General features: G+C 41.6%; 27 protein-coding genes and 1 pseudogene. 13 read left to right on the plus strand and 15 right to left on the minus strand.

Annotation, left to right across the window (positions count from 1 at the left end; all coding sequences use genetic code 11):
* Nucleotides 1–125: 125 nt before the first annotated feature.
* Nucleotides 126–308: pseudogene (locus tag BM266_RS17195) on the plus strand (transposase); the annotation flags it as partial.
* Between the two features lie 442 nt (nucleotides 309–750).
* Here BM266_RS17195 and BM266_RS15985 read toward each other — a convergent pair.
* From BM266_RS15985 to BM266_RS15995, 3 genes are read right to left on the minus strand one after another with little or no spacing between them, the layout of a single operon-like run.
* Entirely contained in the window at nucleotides 751–1,074 is a 324-nt protein-coding gene (locus BM266_RS15985; RefSeq protein WP_093411467.1) for a CCC motif membrane protein, read from the minus strand.
* 9 nt (nucleotides 1,075–1,083) lie between these two features.
* Nucleotides 1,084–1,380, minus strand: a complete 297-nt coding sequence (locus BM266_RS15990) for a DUF2752 domain-containing protein (RefSeq protein ID WP_317040983.1) — start codon at nucleotides 1,378–1,380, stop codon at nucleotides 1,084–1,086.
* A complete protein-coding gene (locus tag BM266_RS15995; RefSeq protein WP_093411469.1) occupies nucleotides 1,381–3,123 on the minus strand; it encodes a T9SS type A sorting domain-containing protein in 1,743 nt (580 codons plus the stop codon).
* Between the two features lie 84 nt (nucleotides 3,124–3,207).
* Here BM266_RS15995 and BM266_RS16000 point away from each other — a divergent pair, with 84 nt between their 5' ends.
* On the plus strand, nucleotides 3,208–3,411 hold the full coding sequence (locus BM266_RS16000; protein WP_093411505.1) for a hypothetical protein: 204 nt from the start codon (nucleotides 3,208–3,210) through the stop codon (nucleotides 3,409–3,411).
* Nucleotides 3,411–3,956 carry a Smr/MutS family protein gene (locus tag BM266_RS16005; protein ID WP_093411470.1) on the plus strand — a complete coding sequence of 182 codons (546 nt, stop codon included), beginning with the start codon at nucleotides 3,411–3,413 and terminating at the stop codon, nucleotides 3,954–3,956. Before BM266_RS16000 ends, BM266_RS16005 begins: the two co-directional genes overlap by 1 nt.
* A 33-nt stretch (nucleotides 3,957–3,989) precedes the next feature.
* Here the strand turns inward: BM266_RS16005 and BM266_RS16010 are convergent, their stop codons facing one another.
* Nucleotides 3,990–4,961: a hypothetical protein gene (locus BM266_RS16010; RefSeq protein ID WP_093411471.1), complete on the minus strand. Its 972-nt coding sequence runs from the start codon at nucleotides 4,959–4,961 to the stop codon at nucleotides 3,990–3,992.
* A gap of 90 nt (nucleotides 4,962–5,051) precedes the next feature.
* Here BM266_RS16010 and BM266_RS16015 point away from each other — a divergent pair, with 90 nt between their 5' ends.
* The 6 genes from BM266_RS16015 to BM266_RS16035 all read left to right on the plus strand — a co-directional run bounded on the left by BM266_RS16015 (nucleotide 5,052) and on the right by BM266_RS16035 (nucleotide 10,103).
* On the plus strand, nucleotides 5,052–6,200 hold the full coding sequence (locus BM266_RS16015) for a cysteine desulfurase family protein (RefSeq protein ID WP_093411473.1): 1,149 nt from the start codon (nucleotides 5,052–5,054) through the stop codon (nucleotides 6,198–6,200).
* A gap of 160 nt (nucleotides 6,201–6,360) precedes the next feature.
* Nucleotides 6,361–7,902, plus strand: a complete 1,542-nt coding sequence (locus tag BM266_RS16020; protein WP_093411475.1) for an acyl-CoA carboxylase subunit beta — start codon at nucleotides 6,361–6,363, stop codon at nucleotides 7,900–7,902.
* A 47-nt stretch (nucleotides 7,903–7,949) separates the two neighbouring features.
* Nucleotides 7,950–8,093: a hypothetical protein gene (locus tag BM266_RS17200; RefSeq protein ID WP_175494826.1), complete on the plus strand. Its 144-nt coding sequence runs from the start codon at nucleotides 7,950–7,952 to the stop codon at nucleotides 8,091–8,093.
* 11 nt (nucleotides 8,094–8,104) lie between these two features.
* A complete protein-coding gene (locus tag BM266_RS16025; RefSeq protein WP_093411476.1) occupies nucleotides 8,105–9,004 on the plus strand; it encodes an NAD(P)-dependent oxidoreductase in 900 nt (299 codons plus the stop codon).
* 118 nt (nucleotides 9,005–9,122) lie between these two features.
* Nucleotides 9,123–9,680, plus strand: a complete 558-nt coding sequence (locus BM266_RS16030) for a YeeE/YedE family protein (RefSeq protein WP_093411478.1) — start codon at nucleotides 9,123–9,125, stop codon at nucleotides 9,678–9,680.
* A 9-nt stretch (nucleotides 9,681–9,689) separates the two neighbouring features.
* Entirely contained in the window at nucleotides 9,690–10,103 is a 414-nt protein-coding gene (locus tag BM266_RS16035) for a YeeE/YedE family protein (protein WP_093411480.1), read from the plus strand.
* 57 nt (nucleotides 10,104–10,160) lie between these two features.
* Here the strand turns inward: BM266_RS16035 and BM266_RS16040 are convergent, their stop codons facing one another.
* A complete protein-coding gene (locus BM266_RS16040; protein ID WP_093411482.1) occupies nucleotides 10,161–10,784 on the minus strand; it encodes a trimeric intracellular cation channel family protein in 624 nt (207 codons plus the stop codon).
* A gap of 172 nt (nucleotides 10,785–10,956) precedes the next feature.
* Here BM266_RS16040 and trxB point away from each other — a divergent pair, with 172 nt between their 5' ends.
* The gene (trxB, locus tag BM266_RS16045; RefSeq protein ID WP_093411483.1) at nucleotides 10,957–11,949 is read left to right on the plus strand and encodes a thioredoxin-disulfide reductase; all 993 of its coding nucleotides are present in this window, start codon (nucleotides 10,957–10,959) and stop codon (nucleotides 11,947–11,949) included.
* Between the two features lie 75 nt (nucleotides 11,950–12,024).
* Here trxB and BM266_RS16050 read toward each other — a convergent pair whose 3' ends face one another.
* The 9 genes from BM266_RS16050 to BM266_RS16090 form a co-directional block, all read right to left on the minus strand.
* Nucleotides 12,025–12,993, minus strand: a complete 969-nt coding sequence (locus tag BM266_RS16050) for a Gfo/Idh/MocA family protein (RefSeq protein ID WP_175494827.1) — start codon at nucleotides 12,991–12,993, stop codon at nucleotides 12,025–12,027.
* Nucleotides 12,986–14,692, minus strand: coding sequence for a sodium:solute symporter family protein (locus BM266_RS16055; RefSeq protein WP_093411486.1), 1,707 nt, complete (start codon nucleotides 14,690–14,692; stop codon nucleotides 12,986–12,988). The genes BM266_RS16050 and BM266_RS16055 overlap by 8 nt, the downstream gene beginning before the upstream one ends.
* A gap of 105 nt (nucleotides 14,693–14,797) precedes the next feature.
* A complete protein-coding gene (locus BM266_RS16060) occupies nucleotides 14,798–17,284 on the minus strand; it encodes a PIG-L family deacetylase (RefSeq protein WP_093411488.1) in 2,487 nt (828 codons plus the stop codon).
* A gap of 75 nt (nucleotides 17,285–17,359) precedes the next feature.
* Complete coding sequence (locus tag BM266_RS16065; RefSeq protein ID WP_093411489.1) at nucleotides 17,360–17,899, minus strand: mechanosensitive ion channel domain-containing protein; 540 nt, start codon at nucleotides 17,897–17,899, stop codon at nucleotides 17,360–17,362.
* Between the two features lie 62 nt (nucleotides 17,900–17,961).
* The gene (locus BM266_RS16070) at nucleotides 17,962–18,552 is read right to left on the minus strand and encodes a Maf-like protein (protein WP_093411491.1); all 591 of its coding nucleotides are present in this window, start codon (nucleotides 18,550–18,552) and stop codon (nucleotides 17,962–17,964) included.
* A gap of 3 nt (nucleotides 18,553–18,555) precedes the next feature.
* Nucleotides 18,556–19,476: a geranylgeranylglycerol-phosphate geranylgeranyltransferase gene (locus BM266_RS16075; protein ID WP_093411493.1), complete on the minus strand. Its 921-nt coding sequence runs from the start codon at nucleotides 19,474–19,476 to the stop codon at nucleotides 18,556–18,558.
* Nucleotides 19,476–19,802, minus strand: coding sequence for a DMT family transporter (locus BM266_RS16080; RefSeq protein ID WP_093411494.1), 327 nt, complete (start codon nucleotides 19,800–19,802; stop codon nucleotides 19,476–19,478). The genes BM266_RS16075 and BM266_RS16080 overlap by 1 nt, the downstream gene beginning before the upstream one ends.
* Nucleotides 19,803–20,312 carry a KdsC family phosphatase gene (locus tag BM266_RS16085; protein ID WP_093411496.1) on the minus strand — a complete coding sequence of 170 codons (510 nt, stop codon included), beginning with the start codon at nucleotides 20,310–20,312 and terminating at the stop codon, nucleotides 19,803–19,805.
* Nucleotides 20,296–21,057 carry a Rossmann-like and DUF2520 domain-containing protein gene (locus BM266_RS16090; protein WP_093411497.1) on the minus strand — a complete coding sequence of 254 codons (762 nt, stop codon included), beginning with the start codon at nucleotides 21,055–21,057 and terminating at the stop codon, nucleotides 20,296–20,298. The genes BM266_RS16085 and BM266_RS16090 overlap by 17 nt, the downstream gene beginning before the upstream one ends.
* A 114-nt stretch (nucleotides 21,058–21,171) precedes the next feature.
* On the opposite strand from BM266_RS16090, the gene ccsA reads away from it, so the two are divergent.
* Complete coding sequence (ccsA, locus tag BM266_RS16095; protein ID WP_093411499.1) at nucleotides 21,172–24,345, plus strand: cytochrome c biogenesis protein CcsA; 3,174 nt, start codon at nucleotides 21,172–21,174, stop codon at nucleotides 24,343–24,345.
* A gap of 64 nt (nucleotides 24,346–24,409) precedes the next feature.
* On the opposite strand, the gene fumC is transcribed toward ccsA, so the two are convergent.
* Nucleotides 24,410–25,807 carry a class II fumarate hydratase gene (gene fumC, locus BM266_RS16100; RefSeq protein WP_093411501.1) on the minus strand — a complete coding sequence of 466 codons (1,398 nt, stop codon included), beginning with the start codon at nucleotides 25,805–25,807 and terminating at the stop codon, nucleotides 24,410–24,412.
* A gap of 183 nt (nucleotides 25,808–25,990) precedes the next feature.
* Between fumC and BM266_RS17205 the strand changes: the two genes are divergently transcribed.
* Both BM266_RS17205 and BM266_RS16110 read left to right on the plus strand, forming a co-directional pair.
* Complete coding sequence (locus BM266_RS17205) at nucleotides 25,991–26,167, plus strand: hypothetical protein (RefSeq protein ID WP_093411503.1); 177 nt, start codon at nucleotides 25,991–25,993, stop codon at nucleotides 26,165–26,167.
* A gap of 67 nt (nucleotides 26,168–26,234) precedes the next feature.
* Nucleotides 26,235–26,496: transposase (locus BM266_RS16110; RefSeq protein WP_139220638.1), on the plus strand; the 262-nt coding region annotated here is incomplete at its 3' end.

Consider the following 26,496-nt stretch of genomic DNA (forward strand, 5'->3'; position numbering starts at 1 on the left):
AATTATACTTTAGCTCAGACCACAGCTGACACCACCACTCTAAAAAACCACTTAAATGACCACATAGCATCCTATGGCCAATCCCCTGAAACTCTGACAGCCGATGCCGGTTATGGTAGCGCCTACTACTCAGCGAAAAAGGAATTACCCATCGTAAGCGAAGGTGCTGGGATGTAGAGGCCGTTTTTGGGAATATTAAGCAAAATATGGGCTTCAAAAGGTTTATGCTTCGGGGAATGGATAAAATAACTACCGAAATGGGGCTTATAGCAATGGCCCATAATCTAAAGAAGTTTAGTATAGCCTAAGAGAAAAGATACTACTCCTTTTTTTCATTCTTAAAAAAACAGGAAAAACTGACCAGAGCCTACAGATCAAATAACACAAAAGAAAAAAACCGCCCAAAAATTACTTTTTAGACGGCCTCTTTTTTGCTCGTCACCCTGAACTTGTTTCAGGGTCTCATGAAAGATGCGTCATCCTGAACTTGATTCAGGATCTCATTTGAGTGAGTTTCCAAACAAGTGGATGATTCAGGGTCTCATTCGAGTAAGCAATAAAAGTTATTGATTTCCGGCAAACCCCATCTGTTCAGATAGTGTAAAATGATTGCTTTTTATAAATTACGACCCTCTATTCTTTTGCTGAAACACCCTTGTATGTCGTAGATACTCCATACTTACCCTATGGATACCCTATGGATACCCTATGCAAAACCTATGAAAAAGTTATATGGCCCCGGATGATTTACTACTCCATCGATCTTAAAATTTCTTCCATGGCTTGTTGGTAACCTTCAATTCCGCCATAAACAAATAGCATTACAATGGAAGCGATAAGATTAAGTCCGCTTAAGACAAGTCCAATTATAGCCAGGATTCTTCCGGTTTTTACATTTTCAAACCCGGTATATAATTCAGGATTGGCATTGTAGATCTCGGTGGCGCGTTTGGCCATAACCAGGGCGATTATTCCGAAGATAACTCCCAAAATCCCATAGCAGCAACAACCTATAATAGAAAGGATTCCGAAGATTAGAATGATCGTGGAATTGGGTAATTGTGTGCGTTCCATAAATAAGTATTAACTGGTTAGTTGAATGAATTCATACATTTTATAGCCATAGTTCACCACCATAACTGTCCCCGTGAAAATGATCAAACCTATTTTCACCTGGAAATCCCTCCTGAATTTAAAAAAGAGATTGAATACCAAAAATGCCAGCAGCAGAATGATGGGATAGATTGCCGGGTACATATAAAAAGCTTCGTTAAAATTTCCCTGAAAGAAAAGGATTACCGCACGTTGCCCCCCGCAGCCAAAGCATTCCACCCCAAAAAGACTTTTGTTCATGCACGGCAACATAAATTCTTCCATCATCTACTTTTTTAGAAGTAATTTCTTATTGGTTATACGATTATCCCGGGTTTTTACTTTAACGATATACACTGCTTCCCGCAGATTTCCTGTATAAAAATAATCATATTGTTTGTTTTCGTATATCTTTTTGCTGAAAATCAGTCCACCCGTGAGATCGAATACCTGAATTTCCTCCAGTATTTCCCCTGCTATTATTTCAACTTGCCGTAAGTCTTTGTTGTATAATATCCCTATACTTTCCGGTAACTCCGAATCATATTCCTCCTCCTGTGGCAGCTCGAACTCTGCTGAAGCTTCCTTAGCAAAAGTCAGGTAAAATCTGTTTTCATAGTTTCCTGCTTCCAGCCGGGTCTTATAATCAGATTTGTAGAGGTTATGGTAACTTTCTTCTTCAGCATCATACAGGAAAATGGCCTCTGGTGAAAAATTCTCCCGTATTTCTATTGAAATTTTTAAAGCGGTGCTATCTTTTGCTGAAATTATAAATGGAATTAGTTTTTCCGCTTCAAAAGGCTGGACGTTTATTAAAAATGGTTCTTCTTCAATACTCCAGGCCGCGTCAGTCGAAAGGCTTCCAAAGGTTTTGGCGTCCATGGCGTGATCTATCCCGGTAGTTGCCCCATCCCTAAAAGCCAGGAGCAATTGCCTTACATAAAGATCATCAAAAGCAACATCCAATCTTAACCTGGGAATAACCTCCTGTTGCGTCCTGAAGCTTGAATTTGTGCTGTTTTCCCTTTTAAAAACCCGTTGAGAATTCTTAAAACTTACCTGTCCGTTGGTTTTTCCCATTAGCATAAAGCCCTGTGCGATAGGGCTGAATTCCCGGCCATAAATTTGTCCTGTTTCGCCCGTATTTCCGGTTGGGTCTGCCGATTCATCATAATACTGAAAGACCGCCGGGACATAAGCACTTGCTCCGGGCGAATATGCACCATAGCCTCCTTCGTAATCCTTTAGATAATGTGAGAAAGTATTGTCTGAATGATCCCAGAAATAAGCTATTCCCGTGATCGCGGTATTCTGAATAAGAAAATCTTTGAGATTTAACGCTGAAGGATATGGGTTCCCCACCAGCAGAACCTGGTCTTTCTGAATATTCAAATTAATGATACCATCATTTGGCAATCCCCGAAAATCGTACCGCTGCCGGTTACCCTGGTTGTTCGGCACTCCTTCCACAATCGTCAGATTGGTGCCATTTACACCCTTCATCGTAAAACCCAATCCCGGATCAAGATTGAAATCATCACCTATATATTCCCAATCAGCATATGTTCCCCCCACGAATTTATAGAGCCATCTGCGGGAGATTGTAAGCGGATTTGCTTTCCCGTCTAAGGCTGAAGAAAGCTGCGCTGGCTTGCTTTCGGTTTTACCCATAGGCTCATAAATAATCCTGTCGGCTGTTTTTGAGGCACCCGAATTATCGGTAACCGGTAAACCCCAGTAATTGTAGTTGTAGGCATTGGCCAGGCCTTCCTGGAAAACAGAGAGCAGCCCATTCCCTGAATTTAAATTGCTGCTTTTATCGCCCTGGATGAGTTGCGCTTCCTGTCTCAGGTAGATGCTTGCTTCGGTATTGAGATTAGGATTTTTCTCGAGGTGGATATCCCCATCTACATATAAAACCAGATCTTTTGCATACAGGAAACTGCTTCCCGCGCTGGATGGAGAAACACTCAACTGGGCTGAAACCGGATAAAGACAGAAAAATAGGTACAGGAAGTAAAAAAGCCTCATAATTACTTTAACTTTGTTACCCTACAAGTTCCCCTGAAAAATTTGAATATAGAATAAGGGGTTTCTGGTAAAATTGAATTGAAAATGAAAACTACACAATTAATAAATACCGTTCTTATTGTATTAGGTGGAGCGCTTCTGCTTTATGCGATTGCCGCCGAGGATGCAAATCAGTATGTTAAAATAACAGGCCTTGTTATCATTATGTTCGGCCTTTTCAGAGCGACCAATTTCTGGGTTGCAACCAAAGACGACCATAAAGAAGATAAAGAAGAAGATAAGCAGTAATGGAATTCAAACGCGGAGATAAAATAGCAGCTCTTGATGATGACCTGGAAGGAGTAGTGGTGAAAGCCGATAAAACATCAGTAACCATAGAGACTCCCGATGGCTTTGAGATGGATTTTTCTCCTTCGGAATTGGTGAAGATCGAAACTCCTTTTGAAGAGCTTCCGGTAGATATGGACCTGGACCGGATGCTGGAGGAAAAGCAAATTCCCAGGAAACCCAAATCAAGGCGCATTAAACCCAAAGAACGGAATGCTCCGCCTATGGAGGTAGATCTTCATATCGAAAAACTGGTCAATAATTTCCGGGGGATGAGCAATTTTGATATCCTCAACCTCCAGATGGAAACCGCCAAAAGACAGCTGGAGTTCGCGATGAGAAAACGAATTCAAAAAATCGTATTTATTCACGGGGTAGGAGAAGGCATTCTAAAGGCTGAACTGGATTATTTACTTGGCAATTATGATAATCTTAAATTTTACGACGCCGATTTTCAGAAATACGGGCAGGGTGCTACTGAAGTTTATTTCTTTCAGAATAGTTAACGAAAAAAATTACTGCGCTTTGGTATTATTTTATTACTCCGGATTTTCCTCTTCAGTTTCTCCACTGCTTATTCCTGAAACACTATAGTATCCCAGGTTGTACTCATCAAATCGGATTTCTTCCCCACTGCCATCCTGTTTTACGAAATTGAAATTTCTTATAACAATATCCGAACGGTAGTTGCGATTTATGCTGTGGTCTATAACTTCATTGTGTTCGTTATAAGGCTCAGTTAATTCCGGGTTGAGATAATTAGGCCTGTCGGCAAGTTGCAGGCTTTGCGGATTAAGCAGGTCATCGCTGCTTACTTCGTATTTGGTTAAAGCTCCGTCTCCGTCATCATCAGGATCCAAATAGTTTGGAACTCCGTCTTCATCGGTATCTCTATAGCCTTCAGTTGTAGGATCGCCGTCTCCGGTCCTTATTTCTGTGCTGGTACGCACGTTATCCCCGTCGTCATCAATATCCAGGTAATTCGGGATTCCGTCACCGTCGGTATCTAAATGGGTATCGCTATCGGGATTCTGCGCCTCATCCGGGTCCATTCCCTCATCTATATTTGTAATTCCGTCCCCATCGGCATCATCCTGTGGTCCAATATCATTAAAACGGGTACCTATTACCACTGTTCCTTCTGTAGTAATGTATTCATCTACAACCCCGGGGTCTTTAGAAGGCACTGCCTTGCAAAAATAATCACTCGGGATCTCCCCATCGTACAACCTGTAGACCATTTTATTGTTTCCGGTTAATTCTATCTCAATCGGCTGCGTGGTGTTTCGGCTTAAAAGCAACTGATCATCATCCAGCTGGCCTGAACTAAGTTGCAACGACATAGATTCGTTCACTCCATCGTTATTGATCACATACAGCACTTTTTGGTCTCCTAACCCACATAGTTTCAGCTGGCTGTTTTCAAGATCAAAAGTAGTGACTATAATATCTCCACTGTCACAGGAATTCAATCCGATAAAAATGATGAAAATTGAAAAAAACTTTTTCATTCGTGCGCTTTTCAACAAAAATAGCTGAAATAAGCTTTTTTAACCTCTTCATCCTTAAAAATATTTTTATTTCGTTTAATTTTGTGTTCAATGAAAGACGTATACTTAGACTCTGCCGCAACCACGCAAATGCGTGAGGAAGTGATAACCCGAATGACCGACGTAATGAAAGAGGTTTACGGGAACCCTTCATCTACCCATAGCTTCGGAAGATCGGCCAAATCCCTTGTGGAGCAGGCCAGAAAGACCGTTGCGAAATATCTTAATGTTAAACCTGCCGAGATCGTTTTCACCTCCGGAGGTACCGAGGCCGATAACCTCGCGTTGAATTCTGCCGTACGCGATTTGGGTGTGGAACGAATCATTACCACCAAAATAGAGCATCACGCCGTGCTTTATACCATCGATCAGCTTAAAGAGTGTTATGATATTGAAGTAGATTATCTCGACCTGGATTCCTGCGGAAATGCTAACCTGGACCAGCTGGAAGAACTCCTGAAAAATTCAGATAAGAAATCCCTGGTGAGCCTGATGCATATTAACAATGAGGTGGGAAACCGGCTGGATATTAAAAAAGCCGGGGAGATCGCGCACGCCCATAATGCGCTTTTCCATTCTGATACCGTACAATCCGTAGGGCATTATGACCTCGATTTTAGTGAGATCCCCGTTGATTTTACAGCAGTAAGCGCTCATAAATTCCATGGTCCTAAAGGAGTGGGCTTTGCCTTTGTAAGAAAGAATACCGGATTGAAACCGCTTATTTTTGGAGGCGAACAGGAACGTGGTCACCGCGCCGGTACCGAAAGCGTTCACAATATCGTTGGCCTCGAAGAAGCTTTAAAACTATCACTTGAAAACCTTGAAGAGGAGAAGGCTTATGTTTCAGAACTCAAAGAATATTTTATAGGAAAGATCAAAAAGGAGATTCCCGAAGCTAAATTCAATGGGAACTGTGAAGATCCAGAAGGCAGCACCTATACCTTAGTGAACGTATGTTTGCCGGTTCCTCCACAAAAAGCCCTGATGCTGCTTTTTCAACTTGACCTCAAGGGAATTGCCTGTTCCAAAGGGAGTGCCTGCCAGAGCGGTAGCGATAAAGGATCGCATGTGCTAAACGAGTTTCTTTCTGAAGAAGACCTTGCAAAGCCTTCTATCAGGTTCTCTTTTTCGCATTATAACACCAAAGAAGAACTGGATTATGTCGTGAACACCCTGAAGGAATTTATTGAATCCTGAACCTTGTTTTGATACACACATTTATAAAAAATCCCGCATTGGCGGGATTTTTTTGTTAAGATTCCCATATTAGCCTGCGCTTGCTTTTTTTTAATAATTTAATTTACATAATATTGATAATCCTAATTCAAGCGGATAACCAATCCAATATTTGAAAAACATGAGCCAGAACATAGAAAAGCTTAACGATAAAATTGAAAAAGCTCACCTGGGCGGTGGTGAAAAACGCATAGAAAGCCAGCATTCAAAAAAGAAATTAACAGCCCGTGAACGTGTGGATTACCTCCTCGATGAATCTTCCTTTGAGGAAATCGGTATTTTAGTTACTCACCGTACCACCGATTTTGGAATGGAAAAACAGAAATTTTATGGGGATGGCGTCGTTACCGGCTACGGAACTATAAACGGCCGCCTGGTGTATGTATTCGCCCAGGATTTTACCGTCTTTGGAGGTTCTCTTTCTGAAACCCACGCCGAAAAGATCTGCAAGGTGATGGACCTGGCGATGAAAGTTGGAGCCCCCTTGATAGGCCTTAATGATTCAGGAGGTGCACGTATCCAGGAAGGAGTGAAGTCTCTTGGCGGTTACGCCGATATTTTTCACAGAAACGTAAAAGCTTCGGGAGTTATTCCGCAGATATCTGCAATAATGGGACCCTGTGCAGGGGGAGCGGTTTATTCACCTGCTATGACAGACTTTACCTTTATGGTGCAGGATACCAGTTATATGTTTGTAACCGGGCCTAACGTGGTGAAAACCGTTACCAATGAAGAGGTGACTTCAGAAGAACTGGGAGGTGCGGTTACTCACGCCACCAAATCGGGGGTGACCCATCGCACCGCGGTGAACGATATTGGTTGCCTTGAAGATATAAAGCAGCTCATCAGCTATATGCCGCAAAGCAATAAGCAAACCCCTGAAAAACTTCCTTTTAATCCCGGAGACGAATTCAGGGATCAACTGGAAAATATCGTGCCCGATAGCTCCAGCAAGCCTTATGATATGCATGAGGTCATAAATGGGATAATCGATGAGGAAAGTTTTTTTGAGATCCATAAGGATTATGCCGATAATATAATTGTAGGATTTGCAAGGCTAGGTGGGCGCAGCATTGGAATAGTTGCCAATCAGCCTATGAGCCTGGCCGGAGTATTGGATGTGGATTCTTCCAAGAAAGCGGCTCGTTTTACCCGTTTCTGCGATTGTTTTAATATTCCTTTATTAGTGCTGGTAGATGTGCCTGGATTCCTGCCGGGAACCGATCAGGAGTGGAACGGAATTATTCTTAACGGTGCTAAATTACTCTATGCCCTTAGTGAGGCCACAGTACCTAAAGTGACTCTGATTACCCGAAAGGCTTACGGTGGGGCTTATGATGTGATGAACTCCAAGCACATTGGCGCTGATCTTAATTTTGCCTGGCCAACGGCCGAGATCGCGGTAATGGGAGCAAAAGGGGCTAGCGAGATCATCTTCCGAAAGGAAATTCAGGAAGCCGAAGATCCGGCGGCTAAACTCGCAGAAAAAGAGGCCGAATATGCCGAAAAGTTTGCCAATCCGTTTGAGGCAGCCCAACGCGGATTTATTGATGAAGTGATAATGCCGCGGGAAACCCGAAGAAAACTACTGAAAGGATTCAGTATGCTGGAAAATAAAGAAGTGCATAGACCAGATAGAAAACACGGGAATATTCCACTTTAGAAAAATTAATTTGCAATTACTAAACTATTACTAAACTAATCCAAATTATGACTACCAATTACCAAGACACTAAACTAAAATTTGAAAGGAAAGACCTGGAACTCGAATTTGCCAGCCAAAGAAAACTCAGGGAGGACGAATTGCTCCTGAATCATGTTTTTGATGAGACCGAGCTTCCGGACTGGGAATAAGCTTAAGCCTCATGAAATTCAATAAAATAGTTTGTGTAGATAATACCAAACTTACAGATCACGCAATTGAAGAATTGCGGAAATACAGTGAAGACGGAGTAGATAATTATAAAAATTACCCAGCATCGGAAGCTGAAATTTTAGAGCGTATAGGCAATGCTGAAGCCGTATTGGTTTCCTGGAAAACCCAGCTCACCGAATCTATCATTGGCCAATGCCCAAACCTGAAATACATAGGGATGGCCTGCAGCCTTTATGATGACGAGTCGGCGAATGTGGCGGTGAACTTTGCCAGGGAACACGGGATTAGCGTTAAAGGAATCTTTGATTACGGCGATCCCGGAGTGGTGGAGTTTATTATTTCAGAATTGATAAGACTGCTGCACGGTTTTGGAGATCGGCAGTGGCGGGAAATACCTGTGGAACTTACCAACCGCAGGATCGGGATTATCGGACTTGGAACTACCGGCCAGATGCTCGCAGAATGCCTTCTGCCTTTTGGGGCTGATCTTTATTATTTCAGCAGAACCCGGAAAAAAGAATGGGAGGAAAGAGGAGTTAAATATCTTTCCTTGGATAATCTGCTGGAGAGAACAGAGATTATTTCCTTTCACCTTCCGAAGAACACCAGATTGCTTGGAAAAAGAGAGTTTGAAATCTTTGGACAGGGAAAAATATTAATCAGTACCTCGCTCGGCCTTCCTTTTGAAGAAAAGGCCTTTCAGAAATGGCTTAAAAATGAAGGGAATTTTGGTATCTTTGATGGGGATGCCCGGGCATGGCTTTCAGAAAAAAGTCAGGAGGAAAAAAATCTTATCGCTTCAGAAAAAAGTGCCGGATGGAGTGAAGAGACCCGGCAACGACTTTCAGAAAAAGTTCTGGAGAATATTAAGGAATTTATTGATAACTAAAACTTTATATTTTTTTTAAGAGAGATTGTGAAAGGGAAACCTGATTTGTCCTGTAACCTTTGTTACTGAATACTTTCTTAAATTACACTTAATTTGCAAACAATTTAAAAAACACAGTATGGAATGGATTTTTGAACCATGGCCCTGGTATGTTGCGGGTCCGCTTATCGCGTTAATTATGTTTATCCTAATTTTTGTGGGCAGAGACTTCGGTATGTCTTCTAACCTTAGAACTATGTGTTCCATGTGTGGAGCAGGTAAAAATATTGAGTTTTTCAAGTTCGATTGGAAATCTCAACGCTGGAACCTGATGGTCGTGCTTGGTGCAATTATCGGAGGTTTTATTGGCGCCAACGTACTTACTGAAGATCCTTCTGTAGCGATTAATCCTGATACTATTGCCATTCTTGAAGGTCTTGGATTTGATAGTGCCGGTGAAGCATACCTGCCTACCGAGCTTTATAGCTGGGAAGCGATCGGGGGAATTAAAGCCCTGGTAATTTTACTTATTGGTGGAATTCTAATTGGATTTGGCGCCCGTTATGGGGGAGGTTGTACCTCAGGCCACGCGATCTCAGGTCTTAGTAACTTGCAGTTGCCATCGCTTATCGCTGTTATCGGTTTCTTTGTTGGGGGCTTGATTATGATTCACCTGTTATTTCCATTAATCTTTTAAACATAGAATATGAGATCAATTATATATTTACTAATAGGAATATCTTTCGGAATTGTAATGTTTAAGTCTGAAGCCGCTTCCTGGTTCAGGATCTACGAGATGTTCCAGTTCCAGTCTTTCCATATGTATGGAATTATAGGATCAGCTTTAATCCTCGGAATTATAGGAGTCCAGGTCATTAAAAGGAAAAAATTAAAATCTATAGACGGAGAACCTATCGTTTTCAACGATAAAGATGTGAGCTTTAGCCGTTACGCTTATGGCGGACTTGCTTTCGGACTTGGTTGGGCACTTGCAGGTGCTTGTCCGGGACCGATTTTCACCCTTATTGGTGCAGGATACTTGCCTATTTTGGTAGTATTTGTGGGAGCCCTTATAGGAACCTACATTTATGGATTGTTAAGAGACAAATTACCTCACTAAAAGTTTTAGTATAATAAAGATCCCGCCCTTGCCGGTGGGATTTTTTGTTTCTGGTGGTTAAGGTTTTTCAGAAATATAATAATAGGGGAGGGAGATGTGGTATTTAACTACCACGAGCCTGATCCCAATGATTATAAGGGCTGTGGTGACATAGATCACATCCAATTTTGCTCCCAGGGAATGCATGATCACAAAAACCAATCCGCCTACAATACAGGCGGTGGCATAGATCTCTTTTCTGAAGATCACCGGAATTTCATTACAAAGGATATCCCGAAGCACCCCACCAAAGGTTCCTGTCATCGCACCCAGAGCGATAGAAATAATGGGGTCGAGACCGCTTCTTACTCCTATTTCCACCCCGGTAATTGTGAATACGCCTAACCCGATGGTATCGAAAAGGAAGAGGGATTTTTTAAGATAATTGATCTTGTTTCTGAAGATTATAGCTAAGACAGTAACAACGCCAATAAGGTATATGTAAATAGTGTTTTGCATCCAGTTCACCGGCGTATCGCCAATTAGGATATCTCTTAAGGTTCCCCCACCACTGGCTGTTACAAAGGCGACAATAAAAATTCCGAAGAGATCGAGGCGACGGTCCATTGCGGCCAGTGCTCCCGAAATTGCGAAGGCGATGGTTCCGAGGATGTCAAGAATATTAAAAATACTTAGCTCCATTGGGGCAAAGTTATGTTTTTAAAGGAAGCTTAAACAATTAATTTTGGGAAGCAGTTATTTTTTTAGATATTAATACACCTTCATTATGGGTGAATAGTTAAACTTAATCATTAATAAAGTAAGGTTTTAATTAAAGTTACTACCTTTATAATATCAATTAAAAGTTATAAAAATGAGCGATAAAATAGAAAGAATAAAATGCCTTATCATAGGTTCGGGACCAGCAGGATATACTGCAGCAATTTATGCCGCCCGTGCCGATCTAAAACCCGTAATGTACACCGGAATGGAACCCGGAGGTCAATTGACCACCACTACTGAAGTTGATAACTTCCCCGGATATCCCGATGGAGTTGATGGACCGCAGATGATGGTTGATCTTCAGAAACAAGCCGAACGTTTTGGAACCCAGGTGCGAATAGGAATGGTAACCGAAGTTGAATTTAGTGATAAAGTTGGTGGAATTCACCGCGCCTGTGTAGATAATTCTACCTGGGTGGAAGCTGAAACTATAATTATCTCTACCGGTGCTACCGCTAAATATCTTGGCTTGCCAAGCGAACAAAGATTGCGTGGAGGTGGGGTTTCTGCCTGTGCCATTTGCGACGGATTCTTTTACAAGGGACAGGATGTTGCAATAGTTGGTGGTGGCGATACCGCTGCTGAAGAAGCAACCTACCTTGCCAATATCTGTAATAAAGTGACTATGCTGGTAAGAGGTGACCAAATGCGAGCTTCAAAAGCAATGCAACACCGCGTAACCAATACAAAGAATATAGATCTTCGTTATAATACCGAAGTAGATGAAGTGTTGGGAGACCAGGTTGTTGAAGGCCTTAGAATGTTGAATAACCAAACCGGCGAAAAAGAAGAGATCAAGATCACCGGAATGTTTATTGCTATTGGTCATAAACCAAACACCGATATCTTTAAAGGGAAACTTGATATGGACGAGACCGGGTATTTAATCACGAAATCCAAATCTACCAAAACCAATATCCCGGGAGTATATGCTTCAGGAGATGTTCAGGATAAGATCTATCGCCAGGCTGTAACCGCAGCCGGAACCGGTTGTATGGCCGCCCTGGATGCCGAGCGTTATTTGGCTGAAGTGGAAAGCGAAGAAGGAGAGGAAGTGAAAACTACTAAAAAGGTTGAAGCTTAAAAAGTAATAATTTCAATAAATAAAAAGCTTCGGAAATGCATTTCCGAAGCTTTTTTTGTTTTAAAAAACTAGAAATTAATATTCCAGTTTGATCTCTGCTCTAACTTTATCGAGCAGGTCAATTAATTGAAGACTTTTCTCAAAGGTCATTTTATCGCTTTCAATGCGTCCTTGTTTTAGCATTTCCTGAACATGAGTGGCTTCGAAATTGTAGCCATTGGTTTCAACACCAAATTCTTTTACCGTTTCCTCCTTGCCACTAATGATTATGAGGCTGGAAGGTTCATGGAAGCGTGTGTTTACAATAATGCTTGCTTTTTCAAATTCTATTTCGGCTGTAGTAGGCGTATTATTGATCACGGTACTATGTAGCAGGGCTGTTACCTTTTTAGGATACTCAAAAGTAATATCACATTCTTCGTCTACTTCGGTTTTACCTATGCTTGCCTTTGCTGACAGGGTACTGGGTTGCCCTAAAAGACTTAAGGCCAGAAAAACCGGGTAAATTCCTATATCCAAAAGACTTCCACCGCCCAGTGCTTTATTAAATAACCTGCCGCTCTCGTTGAATTCTGCCGAAAATCCGAAATCGGCTTTAATATCATTTATTTCTCCATATTTTTTTGATGCAACGATCTCCATTAAAGCTTCAAAGTGGGGGAGGAATTGTGTCCACATCGCCTCCATCAGAAAGACATTTTCTTTTTTGGCGGCAGCGATCATTTCTTCTACCTGGCTTTTATTAATCGCGAATGGCTTTTCACACAGCACCGCCTTTTTATAGCTAAGAGAAAGCAAAGTGTGTTCGTGGTGAAATACATGAGGAGTTGCAATATAAACCACATCAACATCTTTATCCTTTAGCATCTCCTCATATGAACCATATGCTTTGGTCGCATTGTGTGTTTTTGCGAATTCAATTGCTTTTTGATGGTTTCTACTGGCTACGGCATAAAGCTCAGCATCTTTCACTTCTTTTAAATCGGTGCAGAATTTTCCTGCGATCTTTCCGGGGCCAATTATTCCCCATTTGGTTTTATTCATTACTGTCGTGTTTTTCAAAAGGTGTTTTGATAAATGTTTCAAGAATTAGCGCGATTCCCATAACAAGCAGACAGCCTACCAGGTTTAGCCACAAATAAGGCATAGCATCCAGAAAATAAAGAGCAATTATAGCAATTTGAGTGATGATTGCTGCGATAAAAACAGAGTTGCTCCTTACCGTTTTAACAAAAAAGGCGAGCAGGAAAATACCGAGCACATTTCCGTAGAAAATGGAGCCAATAATGTTGACTAACTGAATCAGGTTATCAAATAAGCTGGCCAGACTTGCGAAAGTTATGGCGATAAGTCCCCAAAGCAAGGTGAACCATTTGGAGGCATTGAGGAAATGCATTTCAGAGCGGTCGGCTTTTATTCCGCGGCGGTAAATGTCGATCGCTGTTGTTGAAGCAAGGGCATTGAGTTCTGAAGCGGTAGAAGACATCGCGGCTGAAAGGATTACCGCCAGCAAAAGGCCTATTAAGCCCCGTGGCAGGTTATTCAGAATAAAATGTATGAATACATAATCCTTATCGTTGGTTTCTGCATCTTTATCTCCTGCCTGAATGAACTCACGACCCAATTCCCGCGCATTAGCTTCTGCGAGATTTAGGTTGACTATTGCTTCTTTCAGCCTTGTTTTTTCTGCGGAAGAAAGCTCTTGTGATTCTCCGAATTGAAGGCTTAGTTGTTGCTTCTCTTCCTGGATCTTATTGTAATTGTCCTCCAGCTCTCTATACTCTTCAGAATATTCTGATTCCATCACACTTTTTGTAGCTGCCGGGTTAAAATTTAAAGGCGCTGTATTGAACTGGTAAAACACAAATACCATAACCCCCACCAAAAGGATAAAGAACTGCATGGGCACCTTTAGAAAGCCGTTCATGATCATTCCCATCTGACTTTCCCTGAGTGATCTTCCGCTTAAATAACGCTGCACCTGGCTTTGATCGGTTCCGAAGTAGGAGAGGGCCAGGAAAGTTCCACCAATCACCCCGGTCCAGACCGTATATCGGTTCTCAAGATCGAAGGAGAAATCAAGTACATCCATCTTTCCGCTGGCACCGGCGATCTCCAGGGCATTGCTGAAGTTTATGTCTTCCGGCAGGTAATTCAGGATAATGAGAAAAGTAGCGATCATGCCGGTAAAGATCACCGCCATTTGTTGCTTTTGAGTAACGTTTACAGCTTTGGTACCTCCCGAAACCGTATAAATGATCACCAGAACCCCAATTAGAATCGTTAGTCCGTTAAGGTTCCAACCTAAAACTGCTGAAAGGATAATGGCCGGGGCAAAGATGGTAATCCCTGCTGCGAGTCCGCGTTGGATTAAAAAGAGCAGGGCCGTAAGGGTTCTGGTTTTTCTGTCGAAGCGTGTTTCCAGGTATTCGTAGGCAGTAAATACTTTTAATCTGTGATAAATAGGTATAAATACCAGGCAAATGATCACCATTGCAATGGGTAAGCCAAAGTAGAACTGTACAAAACCCATCCCGTCATGGAATGCCTGACCGGGGGTAGAAAGAAAGGTAATAGCGCTTGCCTGAGTTGCCATTACCGAGAGTCCAACAGTCCACCACTGGGCTTCGTTCCCTCCGCGAATATAATCGTGGACATTTTTACTGCCACGTGATTTATAAACCCCGTAAATAACTATAAAAGCAAGCGTGCCGGAAAGAACTATCCAATCTATAATTTCCATATCAGGAGAATGTCTTCATTATAAAATAAAACAGGATGATGTAAATAGCATTGGCGATCAATACTAAGGTATAGGACTTCTTCCAGATGTATTTTTCAGGTTTATTCATTCTTTTCCTATTGAAACCATATTAGCAAACAGACGATAAGCCCCGGGAATACCTTCAGGAAACTGCCTGAAAAAGCTTAACCCGGTATAGATAAAATACCCGTCTCCATATTTTGCGACCAATAAACTGCCCTGTGTAGGTTCTTCGCCTTCATCGTTCATCGAGAGAATAGGGACGAATTCCTCGCTCCACTGGTCAGGGAAATACAGTCCGCGTTCCTGCACCCAGTTTTTGAAATCCCTTTCGGTGATTTTATTAGGCTTATTTAAAACCGGATGGTCTTTGGTCACAAAATTAACCGGTGCTTTCTCATCGGTTACACGATCACGTGAAATCTGAAGCGGGAAGGGGGCGGGATTATCCACTATCAACCCGCGGTTGGTATTATACTGCACGATAAGGTTCCCGCCATTCTTAACGTATTCCAGAAGGTCTTTCTGTCGGTATTTGAGCTCTTCAACAACATTATAGGCTCTTATCCCGGTAACAACAGCATCAAATTTTTCGAGGGATTCGTTGGAGATTTCTGCAGGTTCCAGGTGCTCCACCCGATACCCGATTTGCTCGAGGCTCTGAGGTACAGCATCTCCGGCACCATCAATATATCCAATATATTCTCCTTTCTTCTGAATTTTAATGCGCACTGCTTTCAATTTAGCCGGAATAACAAGATTCTGAAGTGGGATATGCTCATAATCAATCTGTATTAATTTGTCTGAATATTCCTTATCTCCAACTTTTGCAATGGGTTTGATGAAGGTTTCATCCTGATCTTCGGGCGGAATGATCTCGAAGGTGCGTATGGCCGTACCTCCTTTTTGGTTTATTTTAAAAGAAGCTTCTTCAGGAAGAATTTTCCAGTTCCTCCCTGCTTCCAGTCTCAGGGAGCCTTTCAGGCTATCTTTTCCGGCCGTTACTACTACCGAAATTGAACGAGGTTCAGCTTTCTCAAAAATCTCCACATCTTTTTCAAAGGATACCGATACTTCAGGAATGATCATAAAGGGGCGATAGGTTTCTCCAAAAACCGCATCATTAAATTTGTGAATTATGGGTTTCTCAATTTCTATTTCAGTGCCATTAAAATCCATTCTGAACCTTGCCCTGGTTTGGACCGGAGTTTCCGGAAGTCCTATGAGTTCAGGGTTTGCTACTTTGTACATTCCGTTGGTAGACTCATCCTTTAACCAGTAAGGACTGGTATTTTCAGCCGATTCGGGAAGTCTGAGCCTTAGTTCTTCTGTCCAGCTTTGATTGTTGTCCAGGGCTTTCTTTACTTCGATTTGGGAATTATTCGGACTTAACTCAACCGAGTTTAGACTTATTGGGAAATTGCTGCGATTAATGGCTTCCAGTTCCAGTGGAACCTGTTCTCCCCCGGTGGCCGAAGGACTTGCCGCTACGGCTTCCAGGAAAAGTCCCGAACAGGCCACGATAATTTCCTTGATATGTTGAGATTTTACTTCTCTCCAGTGATCATTCTTAAGCTCTTGTATGAGTTTGTAGGCTTCAATGAGCTGCGGAAGGCTCTGCGAGGGATCCCTGAAATTAAATTCAGATTCAACCTGCCCAAGAATTCCCCCGATTTCTTCACCTCCTTCAATCCTGCCCCAGCTAGTGTTGATGCCTTCAAAAACATCTGCTTGCGGCATATCTCCTTTAATTAACTCCAAATATTCCCTGGACTCCCCACGGGTCCCTGTGCTTCCAAAGCCTTGAGATTGGTGCTGGCTTCGGCTTATAGCCGCGATTTCAGAGTTTGAAAGTCCGAGTTCCGGGAAGTAAACCCCCACATCAAGCGAGAGCATAGCAGATTTATCGGCCTCTTCAAAGGCTTCCCTGCTTCCGTAGAACCAGTAGGAAGTATTAAAAAACACTCTTTTTGGCTGAAAAACAGAAGTGTAATTCAATTGCTCCGGGTAAGCGCTTGGCTTGGCAGCAAGCTCAAAAGCTTCGAGGCTTAACATCGCAGAAGAAGTATGATGTCCGTGGGTGCTTCCTGGAGAACGGTGATCAAAGCGGTTAATAATCACATCGGGTTTGAACTTCCTAATAGTTAGCACAACATCGCTTAAAACCTTGTCTTTATCCCAGATTTGCAGAGTTTCTTCAGGAGTTTTAGAATATCCGAAGTCGTTGGCGCGGGTGAAGAATTGTTCGCCACCATCAATATTTCTTGCTGCGAGCAATTCCTGTGTACGTATTAAGCCGAGTTGTTCGCGAAGCTCAGGACCTATAAGATTCTGACCTCCATCTCCACGCGTTAAAGACAGATAGGCCACCCGGGCTTTTTCCTCATTGGCAAAATAGGAAATGAGCCTGGTATTTTCATCATCGGGATGAGCCCCAACATATAAAACCGAACCCAGAAAATTTAATTTTTTTATCTCCTGATGAATTTCTGAAGCATTGAGTTTTTCGGGAGTTTGGGCCTGAGTATATCCCAGAACTAAAAATAGAAAAAGGCTTAAAATTTTTGGCATGGAATGTAAAATTATGGTCTTCTTCAAATATAATAACTTTAGCGACTATTAAACTTGAGGCTTGTGGTTTAACTTTTAAAGCGCCTCTTTTCCTTCATCGATTTGATCACCTTTTTCGACTAAGGTAACTGCTTTTTGCAGGATCAGGTTGTTGGGATAGGTGATTAACTCTCCTTCTAATGTCCTTAAATGCAAGTGAAAAGCCTTTATATCTTCAATAATAGCTTCAATAGGTAAGTCTTTGTCATGTATTCTTATTTTATCACCAATTTTATAGGGGAAGCTAAAAAACAAAATAATTCCCGACGTGATATTACTGAGGATAGACCAAATCGCGAACAGCGCCACTCCCAACACAGCAAACACAGAGGAAAATACCAGGGAAAGCTCAGCTAAACCAACACCCCAGGCCAGGGAAAGCAGAAAAGCCGCGATGAGCAGAATAAGGATGTTTATGTACTGAAACATCAACCGGGTCCGGGTAATATGAATTTCACCTCTTTGCCCCACCCGGTGTGCCGCTTTTCGAAGTATAAATTGAATAATAAGCAACACAATTACGGTAATTATCGTGTAAGCGATTTCGTTGCGGTATGAACTAAGAATCTCGTACATTTATTTTAGATAATTGGTTTAAGTTGATTCATATAATTCACTTAAAATTAGTATATTAAAATTTAAAGTCTTCCCATATCCAAAAGCGCGTCATAAACGAGATGTGTGGGAAGACCAACAACATTAAAATAGCTTCCTTCAATATTTGTTATCCCTATAAGTCCTATCCATTCCTGGATGGCATAACCTCCGGCTTTATCGAATGGTTTGAAATTATCTACATAATAATCGATTTCGTCCCTGGTAAGTTCTTTAAAGCTTACTCTCGTTTTAGCATTGAGGGTACGTTTTATTTTTGAAGTGGTAAAACAAACCGAGGTGATTACCTCGTGGGAATGGCCGGATAGGGAACTTAGCATAGCTTTGGCTTCTTCGGGGGTTTCTGGTTTACCAAGTGCTTTTCCCTTATGGCAAACTATGGTATCACTGGTGATCAGGATCTGGTTTAATTTTATTTCTTTCTGAAAAGCTTCAGCTTTAAGCTCGGCGAGAAAATCTGTGATCTCCTCATTTTCAAGAGATGGGGGATAAACTTCTTTTACCGGACGAACATCAGTGGTAAAGGGAATATTAAGCTCCCTGAAAAACTGTTGTCTTCTCGGCGATCCTGAAGCCAGGATGATCTCCTTGTCCTTTAAAAAATCTTTCAGCATAGTTTATCCTAGTAATATTTGATGAAAACCGATAGATATCAACCCGAAAAATAAGATTATTTTAAGGATTAGGCTTAGCCTGGTGAAGTCTTTTTTTTCTGAAGCGGTCCAGATCTGGACCATAAAAAACAACAAAGGAGCGAGAATTAAGAACAGGACATAAAGAACAGCAGCGGTATTTTCGAATAGATAGGAATAGACATAATGTACTATGGCCACTATGGGAATAAGGACAATTGCAAAGATTACTTTATTAGTGCGTGCCGTTCCCAGAATTAAAGGAAGAGTTTTTCCGCCGGAATTATAATCTCCTTGCTGGTCTTCCTGATCCTTAACCATTTCTCTCAACAAATTGATGAAAAACCCGAAAAAGGAATAATCCAGTAAAATGAAAAAATACATTGCCTGTTCTTCCCGGTTTACGGCATTTATCGCCGGAAGCAGATCAAAGATCCCCGGCAGGGCAGCGACCCCAGCAACTAAAAAACTCACCGCAATATTACCCGCCATAGGGACATTCTTTAGGTAAGAGGAGTAGATGTAAAGCAGGGCAGAGCTAAAAATGAAAAGTGCAGAGAATGCGGGAAAACCAATGACATTAGCCAGGAAAAACCCAATCCCCACCCCAATTACATTAAAGCCGATAAACCAGTTAAAGGCTGTTTTCTCAGATATTCCGTTGCCGATATAGAGCTTTTTAGGCTTGTTGATCCTATCTGTGGTAACGTCATAAATATCATTGATGATGTAACCGGCTGCGGCCAGAGAAAGGTTGGCGATAATCAATAGTGCATAACCAAAATCGCTAAGAGAGACTGCCGCTGAAGTACTTTCAAAAAAAGCATACCTGATAAGCAACAGGCAAACGGCTACAAAGATCAGGTTTCCAAAACGTATGAGTTTTAAGAATTTAAGTAGAGTCATTATTTAGTCACGAGTTTTAGGCCTACCAAAGAAATGATGAGGGTACTTAAAAAGAAGATGCGCCAGAAATGTATAGGCTCCTTAAAGACAAGAATCCCCAGAATTACGGTACCTACAGCTCCTATTCCCGTCCAGACAGCGTAGGCAGTTCCAATGGGCAGGGTTTGGGTGGCCTTGTAAAGCAAGAACATGCTCAGAAATAAACACACCAGAAATCCAATCATCCACCAGGTGGCAGTACTGCCACTGCTGAATTTAGCCTTTCCCAGGCAAAAAGCGAAACCAACTTCAAACAATCCGGCGATTAATAGTATTAGCCAGTTCATTTAGTTTTCTATCCATTTTCCCTGAACCTTCATAACCTGTTCTATAACGTCGCGAACACAGCCTTTGCCGCCTTTTTTATGGGATACGTATTTTGAAATATTCTTGATCTCGGCTACTGCGTCCTGGGGGCAGCAAGGGAGCCCGATCTTCTGCATGGCATAATAATCGGGGATATCGTCGCCCATATACAGAACCTGGTCAGGATTTATACTGTAGATATCAAAGAATTCATCCATCTGTTCCACTTTGTCCTGAATTCCGAGATAAATATCGGTAAGTCCAAGCCCGCGTAGTCTGCTCCTTACGCCTTCATTTTTTCCTCCGGAAATAATACAAACCGTATACCCGGCCTGATGTGCTGCTTTAAGCGCGTAGCCGTCTTTCATATTCATGGTGCGAAGCAGTTCGCCCTGAGTGCTTATTTGTATGCTTCCGTCGGTTAGCACGCCGTCTACATCAAAAACAAAGGTGGAGATATCGTTAAGGTGTTCTTTATAATTCTTTTCCATAGAATTCCTGGATAGATTGAGTTAGTGTTTTATATAGTTCTTGTCGTTTAGGTTCCAGCATCGCCAGATGTCTTGAGATAGTTTGTTTGTCGTTTCTAAGAGCAGGACCGGTTTGGGCCTCCCGGGGAGTTAAACTCTCCAGCTTATCTACTGTTTCTCGCATAAGTGGTTTTAGAATGTCAAAAGGGATCTCATTTTTATTACAAATTTCTGCGCCCAGACTGTAGAGATGATTAGTGAAGTTATTAACGTAAACTGCAGCCAGGTGCAGGGCTTTTCGTTGTTCAGAATCGATTTCATAGATATTATTGGAAATCTTTTCAGCAAGTTCTTTTAAAACTTCAAGGTTTTTTGCTGAATTAGCTTCCAGAGAAATTGGAATTTCCCTGAAATTAACTTCTTTTTTTTTCGAGAAGGTTTGTACGGGGTAAAAAACACCGTGGTTCTCAAACCTTTCCAATGTTTTTAAGGGCACACTTCCCGAAGTATGTAAAATCAGGGCAGCATTATCCTTAAGTAGCCCGGCAACTTCAGAAATAACATCATCTTTAAGGGCGATAAGATAGATATCGGCTTTTTCCAATTGGTTTATATCTGTGGTGGTTGTAACAAAGCTTTTAAAGGGAATCAGGCTCTCCGGCCTGTGATTATAAACCTGTTTTAGGGTAATATTTTCAGCATTGGAAAAAGCTTTTGCCAGATGAGTGGCTACGTTGCCGGCTCCTAAAATTACCAGGTTTATCATTTTGCTAAATTATTAAAAATTTATCTGCTTTTAAACGTGAACAAAATGATTTGATTTTAATATTCTAACTGTTTAAAATTCCTTAAATTTGCGGCCGTTTAAAGCCCGATCTTCATGCAGAATAAAATTGCCTCTATTCTTTTTTCTACCCGTCTTTTAGCTGTTTTGTTTGTTGTTTTTGCCGTAGCCCTTGCTCTGGGGACTTTTATAGAAAGTTGGTACACCATTGGAACCGCACGTGTTATGATTTATAACACCTGGTGGTTTGAAGGAATTATGCTTCTTTTCGTTATAAATTTTTTAGGAAATATTAAGAGATACCAACTTTATAAGCGCGAAAAATGGTCCTCGTTACTACTTCACCTTTCTTTTATCTTAATTCTGGTTGGAGCTTTTGTTACGAGATATATTAGCTACGAAGGGGTAATGCCCATCAGAGAAGGGGAGACCACCAATGTTTTTCTTTCAGAAAAAACTTTTATCACTACTTTTATCGATGGAGAAATTGAGGGAGAGCCCAGAAGACGGGTGCTACAAGAAGATGTGCTTTTTGCTCCCGAAACCGAAAATAATTATAAACTCAATACCGATTTTAAAGGGCAGCCGGTTACGGTGGAAGCGCTGGATTTTATACATGGGGCTGAAGAAACCCTTGTTCCTGCTGAAGATGGTGAAAACTACCTGAAAATTGTGGAAGCCGGTGCCGGAGAGCGCCACGATCATTTTATAAAGGAAGGTGAGGTGGAGAATATTCACAATGTCCTGATTTCCCTGAACAATCCCACAGAAGGTGCTATAAATATTGAATTTGATGATGCCAACGGCGAATATCTTATCACATCACCATTTGAGGGGGATTATATGCGAATGGCCGATCAATTAGAAGGAGCTCTGGTAAAAGACTCTACTCAAACTCTAATGCTGCGCTCCTTATATAACATTGGGAATATGCAGTTTGTGATCCCGGATCCAGTGGTGAAAGGGAAATATGACGTTGTTCAAACCAAGGAGAAATCCGAAGGCCAAACCGATGGGGTTATCCTGAAAGTATCTTCCCAGGGCGAATCTGAAACCGTTAAATTACTGGGTGGCCAGGGAATCGTTAATGAACCCAAAAAAGTAGAACTGGCAGGACTGGATATCTACCTGAACTACGGAAGTAAAGAAGTAGAATTGCCTTTTAGCATTAAACTTAATGACTTTATTGCCGATAAATACCCCGGAACCGAAAAGAGTTATTCCGCATTTAAAAGTAAGGTAGAAGTTATAGACGAGGAAGATGGAAATTTTCCTTATGAGATATATATGAATCATGTTCTTGATTATAAAGGATATCGATTTTTCCAGGCAAGTTTCCATCCGGATGAGAAAGGAACCGTACTCTCGGTAAATCACGATTACTGGGGAACCTGGATCACCTACATTGGATATACCTTGCTTTATATAGGATTGATGTGGATTCTGTTTGCACCGGGCTCCCGTTTTGGAAATCTGAAAGGTATGCTGGAAAAAGTGAAGACCAAAAAGAAGAATCTGGCAGGTATTCTCGCATTTTTATTAATCCCTCTGGGAGGTTTTGCACAGGATAGTAATCAGGAGGAACAAGATCATGCCCATATTAAAGCTCAGCAGAAGCAAATAGATTCCATCTTGCAAAACAATGCTGTAAGCGAAGAACATGCCGCTAAATTCGGGAAACTTGTTATTCAGGATGCGGGCGGAAGGATGAAACCAGCCAATACCTATTCTTCAGAATTATTAAGAAAACTCAGCAAAAAAGATTCATATAAAGGTCTGAGTTCAGACCAGGTGCTGGTCTCTATCACCGAAAACCCAACAATATGGTATACTGTCCCGGTAATCTATGTTAAACCTAACAACGATAGTATTCGGCATATCGCAGGGGTGAAAGAAGATAAAAAATACCTGGCCCTAACAGACTTCTTTGATAACAACGGATCATATAAACTTGCACTTTATCTGGAAGAGGCCTACCAGGCGGCTGTGCCAAACCAGTTTCAAAAAGATTTTATCGAAACCGATAAAAAGGTGAATTTGATGTACCAGGCCCTTCAGGGGAAAGTATTAAAGATTTTCCCAATCCCTGAGCACGAGAATAATAAATGGGTTTCCTATCCCGAGGTGGAGGAAGCAGACTTTAAAGGAATGGATTCGGTATATACCCAACAAATTCTGCCTCTTTATATGAATGCTTTACAGGATGCCAGAAAAAGCGGAGATTATACCCGGGCTGAGGAGTTTTTGAGCAGTTTGAAAGGTTTTCAAAAGAAATTCGGTTCAGAAGTCCTTCCTTCAGAAAAAAGAATTAATGCCGAGATCACTTACAATAAATATGATGTTTTCAGAAACCTGTTCTGGATGTATATGGTGGCCGGACTTTTTATGTTGGTGGTGGTGATCGTACAGATTTTTTCAGATAATAAACCTATCAGGATTCTTATAAATTCGAGCATTGTAATTATAGGTTTGTTATTTGTAGTGCATACATTGGGTCTTGCTGCCCGGTGGTATATTTCGGGCCACGCGCCCTGGAGTGATGCTTATGAATCTATGATCTATGTCGCCTGGGCCACGATGTTCTTCGGACTTGCCTTCGGAAGGAATAGTGATCTTACTATTGCCTCTACGGCCTTTGTTACCTCTATGATTCTGATGATTGCTCATTGGAACTGGATGGATCCCTCTATTGCCAATCTGGAACCGGTTTTGGATTCTTACTGGTTGATGATTCATGTGTCTGTTATCGTTGGGAGTTATGGACCTTTTACCCTGGGGATGATCCTCGGAATTGTAGCCCTGCTTCTTATGATAATGACTACCTCAAAGAATAAAAAGAAGATGGACCTTACGATAAAGGAAATCACGATTATTAACGAAATGGCATTAACTGTAGGATTGGTTATGTTAACCATTGGGAACTTTTTAGGTGGACAATGGGCCAATGAAAGCTGGGGACGTTACTGGGGTTGGGATCCTAAGGAAACCTGGGCATTAATCAGTATTATGGTATATGCTTTTGTTATTCATATGCGATTAATTCCTGGTCTTAGAAGCCGTTGGTTCTTTAACCTTATGGCGATAGTTGCCTTTGCCAGTATTATGATGACTTATTTTGGGGTTAACTTCTATCTTGCAGGTTTGCATTCTTACGCCAGTGGTGATAAAGTGATCACTCCAACTTTTATATACTATGCTGTAGCGGTTGTTGCTCTTCTGGGAGCTGTTTCCTATTGGAGATTCCGGAAGTTTTATTCGAAGAAAAAATAAATCCCAATTCTATAAACAAAAAATCCTGCTCAATGGCAGGATTTTTTTATGAAATGCAGGTGTTTTATTTCAAACCTCCCACCATATCTTTAGGCTGTACCCACTCGTCAAATTGCTCGGCGGTTACGTGACCTAATTTAACGGCCTCTTCTTTTAAGGTAGTGCCATTTTTATGGGCCTCGTTTGCTATCTCCGCCGCTTTGTAATACCCGATCTTTGTATTAAGAGCGGTAACCAGCATCAGGGAGTTATTTAAATGCTCATTGATACGTGGGGTATTGGCTTCAATACCCGCTGCACAATTATCATTGAAAGATAAGCAGGCATCTCCTAAAAGTTGTGCGCTTTGAAGCAGATTGGCAGCCATCACAGGCTTAAATACATTCAGCTCAAACTGGCCCTGCATTCCTCCAACGCTAAGAGCAACATCATTTCCTATAACCTGGGCACAAACCATAGTTAAGGCTTCTACCTGGGTTGGATTTACTTTTCCGGGCATAATAGATGAACCCGGTTCATTAGCAGGAATAGTGATTTCTCCAATTCCGCTACGTGGTCCTGAAGCCAGCATTCTTATATCGTTACCAATTTTGTTAAGTGACACCGCGAGTTGCTTTAAAGCCCCGTGGGTTTCAACAAAAGCATCATGAGCTGCCAGGGCTTCAAATTTATTTGGAGCGGAAGTAAATGGAAGCTCAGTAAATTTAGCGATGAATTCCGCCACTCTTTTTGAATATCCTTTTGGCGTGTTAAGTCCGGTTCCAACGGCGGTACCTCCAAGAGCCAGTTCAGAAAGGTGTGGCAAGGTGTTTTCAAGGGCTTTTATACCATAATCAAGTTGAGCTGCATAACCGCTGAATTCCTGCCCTAGCGTGAGGGGAGTGGCATCCATAAAGTGGGTACGCCCAATCTTTACAACCTCTTTAAATTCTTCAGATTTCTTTTTCAGAGTGTCTCTTAATTTTTTCACTCCCGGAAGCGTTGTCTGGGTTATCTTTTTATAAGCCGCAATGTGCATCCCGGTAGGGAAGGTATCGTTAGAAGATTGGGATTTATTCACATCATCGTTAGGGGAAAGGGTTTTGTCTCCTTCACCAATGGTTTTCCCGGCTAACTGATGGGCGCGGTGGGCGATCACTTCGTTAAGGTTCATATTGCTTTGGGTACCACTTCCCGTTTGCCAGATCACCAGAGGGAACTGGTCATCGTGTTTCCCGGTAAGAATCTCATCGCATACCTGTGCGATATAATCTCTCTTTTCTACGGGTAGCGCTCCTAATTCGCAATTGGTGTAAGCAGCCGCTTTTTTAAGGTAGGCAAATCCGTAGATAATTTCCAGGGGCATACTCGCTGCCGGGCCAATTTTGAAATTGTTTCTGGAGCGTTCGGTTTGTGCTCCCCAGAGTTTGTCAGCCGGAACTTTAACTTCTCCTATTGTATCTTTTTCTATTCTGTATTCCATAATTTGTAAAATTAGTTCACTTACAAATTTACAAGTTAAGCGCTTTCTTTAGCCTAAATTATGCGAAAATTTAAGCTAAGGATTCATTCAAAATGTCTATAGTGACCTAAAATTTTAATTTTATTTATGAATTAGTCGCAAGAGTTCATATCTTTGAACCCGACTCAAAAATTTTTGAAAATTATGTTCGATTTCGATCAGTACCTCGGTTTCTTGGCTTTCCTTGTTATTTTAACGATTGGATTCTGGTTAATGATCTTTTTAACGGCTATTGTGCCTTACTGGATAGGTGGTTCGGTTATGGAATTGCTTAAAGAGAAAAAAGAGGCCAGGAGAAAAGCTAAAGAAGAAAAAGCATAAAAAAAGAGGCTGTCTAAAAAGGCAGCCTCTTTTTTGTATAATTAAGTGATCATGTTTATTTTTAAGCATGAGCAGCAAAGTAGTATTCAAGACTTACCAACAGGACCAATTAAGTCTTCTTCCTCCCAGTTATGATGATTTAGTTCCCAAGAATCATCCCGTACGAATAGTAAATACAATTATCGAACATATAGACATCTCTGCTTTGGAGAAGAGCTATAAAGGTGGTGGCACTTCAAGCTATCATCCGCGGATGCTTCTCAAAGTTGTTATCTATGCCTATTTACGCAACATTTATTCTTCCCGAAAAATTGAACAAGCCCTGCGGG

Source organism: Salegentibacter flavus (genome assembly GCF_900115145.1).
GTDB lineage: Bacteria > Bacteroidota > Bacteroidia > Flavobacteriales > Flavobacteriaceae > Salegentibacter > Salegentibacter flavus.

What these genes read in the sequence shown, in the direction of transcription:
- BM266_RS15985 (WP_093411467.1), bottom strand. Translation starts at nt 1,074, where the DNA reads ATGGAACGCACACAATTACCCAATTCCACGATCATTCTAATCTTCGGA.
- BM266_RS15990 (WP_317040983.1), bottom strand. Translation starts at nt 1,380, where the DNA reads ATGATGGAAGAATTTATGTTGCCGTGCATGAACAAAAGTCTTTTTGGG.
- BM266_RS15995 (WP_093411469.1), bottom strand. Translation starts at nt 3,123, where the DNA reads ATGAGGCTTTTTTACTTCCTGTACCTATTTTTCTGTCTTTATCCGGTT.
- BM266_RS16000 (WP_093411505.1), top strand. Translation starts at nt 3,208, where the DNA reads ATGAAAACTACACAATTAATAAATACCGTTCTTATTGTATTAGGTGGA.
- BM266_RS16005 (WP_093411470.1), top strand. Translation starts at nt 3,411, where the DNA reads ATGGAATTCAAACGCGGAGATAAAATAGCAGCTCTTGATGATGACCTG.
- BM266_RS16010 (WP_093411471.1), bottom strand. Translation starts at nt 4,961, where the DNA reads ATGAAAAAGTTTTTTTCAATTTTCATCATTTTTATCGGATTGAATTCC.
- BM266_RS16015 (WP_093411473.1), top strand. Translation starts at nt 5,052, where the DNA reads ATGAAAGACGTATACTTAGACTCTGCCGCAACCACGCAAATGCGTGAG.
- BM266_RS16020 (WP_093411475.1), top strand. Translation starts at nt 6,361, where the DNA reads ATGAGCCAGAACATAGAAAAGCTTAACGATAAAATTGAAAAAGCTCAC.
- BM266_RS17200 (WP_175494826.1), top strand. Translation starts at nt 7,950, where the DNA reads ATGACTACCAATTACCAAGACACTAAACTAAAATTTGAAAGGAAAGAC.
- BM266_RS16025 (WP_093411476.1), top strand. Translation starts at nt 8,105, where the DNA reads ATGAAATTCAATAAAATAGTTTGTGTAGATAATACCAAACTTACAGAT.
- BM266_RS16030 (WP_093411478.1), top strand. Translation starts at nt 9,123, where the DNA reads ATGGAATGGATTTTTGAACCATGGCCCTGGTATGTTGCGGGTCCGCTT.
- BM266_RS16035 (WP_093411480.1), top strand. Translation starts at nt 9,690, where the DNA reads ATGAGATCAATTATATATTTACTAATAGGAATATCTTTCGGAATTGTA.
- BM266_RS16040 (WP_093411482.1), bottom strand. Translation starts at nt 10,784, where the DNA reads ATGGAGCTAAGTATTTTTAATATTCTTGACATCCTCGGAACCATCGCC.
- trxB (WP_093411483.1), top strand. Translation starts at nt 10,957, where the DNA reads ATGAGCGATAAAATAGAAAGAATAAAATGCCTTATCATAGGTTCGGGA.
- BM266_RS16050 (WP_175494827.1), bottom strand. Translation starts at nt 12,993, where the DNA reads ATGAATAAAACCAAATGGGGAATAATTGGCCCCGGAAAGATCGCAGGA.
- BM266_RS16055 (WP_093411486.1), bottom strand. Translation starts at nt 14,692, where the DNA reads ATGGAAATTATAGATTGGATAGTTCTTTCCGGCACGCTTGCTTTTATA.
- BM266_RS16060 (WP_093411488.1), bottom strand. Translation starts at nt 17,284, where the DNA reads ATGCCAAAAATTTTAAGCCTTTTTCTATTTTTAGTTCTGGGATATACT.
- BM266_RS16065 (WP_093411489.1), bottom strand. Translation starts at nt 17,899, where the DNA reads ATGTACGAGATTCTTAGTTCATACCGCAACGAAATCGCTTACACGATA.
- BM266_RS16070 (WP_093411491.1), bottom strand. Translation starts at nt 18,552, where the DNA reads ATGCTGAAAGATTTTTTAAAGGACAAGGAGATCATCCTGGCTTCAGGA.
- BM266_RS16075 (WP_093411493.1), bottom strand. Translation starts at nt 19,476, where the DNA reads ATGACTCTACTTAAATTCTTAAAACTCATACGTTTTGGAAACCTGATC.
- BM266_RS16080 (WP_093411494.1), bottom strand. Translation starts at nt 19,802, where the DNA reads ATGAACTGGCTAATACTATTAATCGCCGGATTGTTTGAAGTTGGTTTC.
- BM266_RS16085 (WP_093411496.1), bottom strand. Translation starts at nt 20,312, where the DNA reads ATGGAAAAGAATTATAAAGAACACCTTAACGATATCTCCACCTTTGTT.
- BM266_RS16090 (WP_093411497.1), bottom strand. Translation starts at nt 21,057, where the DNA reads ATGATAAACCTGGTAATTTTAGGAGCCGGCAACGTAGCCACTCATCTG.
- ccsA (WP_093411499.1), top strand. Translation starts at nt 21,172, where the DNA reads ATGCAGAATAAAATTGCCTCTATTCTTTTTTCTACCCGTCTTTTAGCT.
- fumC (WP_093411501.1), bottom strand. Translation starts at nt 25,807, where the DNA reads ATGGAATACAGAATAGAAAAAGATACAATAGGAGAAGTTAAAGTTCCG.
- BM266_RS17205 (WP_093411503.1), top strand. Translation starts at nt 25,991, where the DNA reads ATGTTCGATTTCGATCAGTACCTCGGTTTCTTGGCTTTCCTTGTTATT.